Raw genomic sequence first — 3,264 nt, forward strand, 5'->3', positions numbered from 1 at the left:
GGCCGGTCCCGGTCGGGGGCGTCGTTCGGGCGCCCAAGGTCGTCGTCCGAGCGGCCGGGGCCGTCGTTCGGCGGTCGGTCGGCGTCGGGGTCGCCAACCGATGCCGCTGGAACCCCCCGCCGCCACAGCGCCGACGTCGCAACGACTACTACCATTGACTTTGCGATTTTCGCAAGTCTCGACGTATCATGGCTAGGTGAAACCTGAGATCCTCGCTGACCGCATACGCCAGACGCTGCGGGAGTCAGGCATGACTCAGCAGGCGCTTGCGAAGGCCGCCGGTATGGATCCGACCGCACTGTCCAAGGTGCTCAGCGGCAAGCGGCGTCTGAGCACCTTGGAGCTCGCGCTCATCGCCGAGGCGACCGGGGTGTCGGTGGCCGAACTGCTCGGGAGCGACGAGCGGGGAGCCACTCGGATCTCGGCACGCGCGCAACCCGATACGAGCCCTGCGGTCGAGCAGGCCCTGCGCCGCGTGGACGATCTCCTCGAAATTGATGTCCTGCTGTGTGACCTCGGTCTGCCCTCATCGCCGAGTCGCTTTCCATTGAAAATTCGCCAGGATAATCCAGTGCGCCAAGCCGACGACCTTGCCCGTGAGGTGCGGGGGTTCACCGGGGCAGGCGATGCCGACATCGAAGATCTGGCCGACTTCTGTGAACAGAGTTTGAGCATAGATGTTGCGGTCGAACCCCTTCCGACTGGGTTGGATGGCTTGAGTGTAGCCCGAGGTAACTACCGCTTGGCCCTCGTGAGTAGCGCTATTCCGGCCACTCGACAGCGTTACACGCTTGCCCACGAGATCGGACATATCGCCGCAGGTGACACCCACGGCGATACGAATGGCATCACCATTGACGAGGACCTCTACGGCCGACACAGTCGCGAGGAGACGAGAGCCAACAGTTTCGCCGCCGCTTTCCTCATGCCTGAGACAAGCGTGCGCCGGTCGTTGGATCCGGGAGGTCCGACCGAGCGGTCGATCGGCGCGATGCTTACTCGGTTCAGGGTCAGCTTGGATGCGCTCGCATTCCGTCTGCATAACGTTGAACTGGTCGACGCGGCGGGGCGTGACCGGGTTCGACAGCTGTCCGCCCGCAGGCTGGTCCTCATGACAGGACGTGCCGAAGAGTACCAGCGGCAGCTGCAGAGTATTGGATCGCGCCGCCTGCCGACCAGTTTGCTGCAGCGGGCAATGGAGGCATACAACAGCGGCGGGATCAGCGTCCGCGTCCTCGCGCGACTTACGAGCGTCCCGGAAAACGTGCTCCTCAAGCAGCTACAGCCGCTGGCTCCAATGACCGAGGAGGAGATGGCGAACACCGATACAGAACTCGTCCTGTAAGGCCTTGCCTACCCAAGGCGTAGGCTGGACAGGTGAGTCCAGACAGGCGACCGATCCCGGCGCCGACACCTTCGACGGATCAGCTGGTCCTGATATGGCAGCTCTGCGCCGGCCCCTCCTCGGCTTCCGCCGACTCAACACCATTTTCGGTGGCCGCCGCCGAGGCCTCGTTGTCCGGATTTCCAGCGTCGCCATGCTGATTGTCGAGATAGGCCGCGGCGAGTCGCTGAAACACGGCATTGCCGGGGAAACGACGTCTTGCTGTGCGCAGCAACCTTCGGTAGGGCGCACCCTCAATGGTCCCGGCGTTGAGATCGGAGAAGATCTGACTCCACCACTGTTCAGGGTTGCTGCCTTGGAGAACCGGTCGGTACGCAAGTGGGAAGTCAATCTGGTTGAGCACGGTGGAGGCGGCAGCCTCCGTCGTATAGACCGTCGCGAGCTCATCTCGGAAGTCATCCCGGTCATCCCGATTCAGGCGGATGTCGGGGCCGTCGTCCGGGATCCCGTCGCTCGGCGACCTGCCGCCGTCGCCAACCGGTGCCACTGGAACCCCCCGCCTCCGCAGCGCCGACGTCGCAACGGTTGCCCCAGTTGCACCGTAATATGAGGGTAGTCCTCGCCACAGCGATGACAACGTCCTGGTACGGGAGACGCCACCCAAACCGGGCGCTCGGCGCGCGGGCGCCGGTCGGTTGCGTTTTTTGCACTTTGCGAGATGATGGATGACGGCAGTTGGTCGCCATGACGGCAGCAGAGGGAGTCCGGCGATGGCCCCGGAAACGGTGATACCGGCATCGGACGAACGGGCCGCCCTGGTTCGTCTGGTCGACCTCATGGGCGAGGGTGACGATCGGTCATTGGCGTTGATCCGTGGTGGTGCCGAGGCGGAGCTGCCTCGCTCCGTGCGTGAGGTCCTTACGCGGGTGGTCGAGCTGCTCGCGTCCGGCAGGGGCGTGGCGGTGGTCGCGGTGGACCAGGAACTGACGACACGTGAGGCCGCGGATCTGCTGGGTGTCTCCCGCCCGACGTTGATCAAACTGCTGGATGCGGGGGAGATCGGCTACTCTCGGCCCGGCTCGTCGCGGCGGATCCCGCTCGAACAGGTGCTCGCATATAGGCAACGGCGCAGCCGTAAGCGCCGCGAGGTGTTGTCGGAGATGACCGCGGACGCGTTGGAGATGGGCATGTACGGGTCACCGGCGCCAACCGGCACCGGTGATGCGGCCTGATCGTGCCGGCCATCATCGTCCTGGACGCCAATGTCCTCATCCCCAACGCGCTGTGTGATCTGCTGCTGCGGCTGGCGGAGGAGGATGTGTACCTGCCGCGCTGGTCTGAGGAGATCCTCGACGAGGTACGTCGAAACCTTCCGGGTGTGGCTCCGGCAGCGATCGATCGGCGGATCGTGTTCATGAATACAGCGTTTGAAACCGCCATGGTCGCCGGATATGAGCATCTAATACCGAAGATGACCAATCAGGTCAAGGACCGACACGTGCTCGCGGCAGCCGTCGCGTGTGATGCCGATCGGATCATGACCTGCAACCTGCGGGACTTCCCAGCCGATTCATGCGAACCGCATGGCGTGGAGCCGGAGCATCCCGATGACTTCCTGCTTGACCTGTGGGATCGGGAACCGCGACTGATCACGCGGGTAGTTGCCGAGCAGGCCGCTGACACCGGTCGACACGGGCCACGCCTCACTCCCATCGACGTGCTGGCATATCTGGCCAGTGCCGGTGCCCGCCGGTTCGCGGAGGCGGTCCGGCCGCATGTGATTAAGGCGGAGTGCGACCGTCCGTGTACACGATGATCCACACTATTGGATCATCGTGTACGTTTTTCGGCTGGATAGCGGTAGCTACGGGGCCAGATTCACCAGGGCCGTAGCGCGCTGCAGCGCAGCGTGCGGAAAG

General features: G+C 64.2%; 4 protein-coding genes. 3 read left to right on the forward strand and 1 reads right to left on the reverse strand.

Annotated features, from left to right (window positions below):
* Positions 1 to 196 precede the first annotated feature (196 nt).
* Positions 197 to 1,345: an XRE family transcriptional regulator gene (locus tag U9978_RS23830; RefSeq protein ID WP_322763387.1), complete on the forward strand. Its 1,149-nt coding sequence runs from the start codon at positions 197 to 199 to the stop codon at positions 1,343 to 1,345.
* Between the two features lie 79 nt (positions 1,346 to 1,424).
* On the opposite strand, the gene U9978_RS23835 is transcribed toward U9978_RS23830, so the two are convergent.
* Positions 1,425 to 1,892, reverse strand: coding sequence for an effector-associated domain EAD1-containing protein (locus U9978_RS23835; RefSeq protein WP_322763388.1), 468 nt, complete (start codon positions 1,890 to 1,892; stop codon positions 1,425 to 1,427).
* A 223-nt stretch (positions 1,893 to 2,115) separates the two neighbouring features.
* Here U9978_RS23835 and U9978_RS23840 point away from each other — a divergent pair, with 223 nt between their 5' ends.
* Both U9978_RS23840 and U9978_RS23845 read left to right on the forward strand, forming a co-directional pair.
* Positions 2,116 to 2,577 carry a helix-turn-helix domain-containing protein gene (locus U9978_RS23840; RefSeq protein WP_322763389.1) on the forward strand — a complete coding sequence of 154 codons (462 nt, stop codon included), beginning with the start codon at positions 2,116 to 2,118 and terminating at the stop codon, positions 2,575 to 2,577.
* Between the two features lie 2 nt (positions 2,578 to 2,579).
* The gene (locus tag U9978_RS23845) at positions 2,580 to 3,161 is read left to right on the forward strand and encodes a PIN domain-containing protein (protein ID WP_322763390.1); all 582 of its coding nucleotides are present in this window, start codon (positions 2,580 to 2,582) and stop codon (positions 3,159 to 3,161) included.
* Positions 3,162 to 3,264: the final 103 nt, after the last annotated feature.

Source organism: Protofrankia sp. Cr2 (assembly GCF_963555885.1).
Classification (GTDB): Bacteria; Actinomycetota; Actinomycetes; order Frankiales; family Frankiaceae; genus Protofrankia.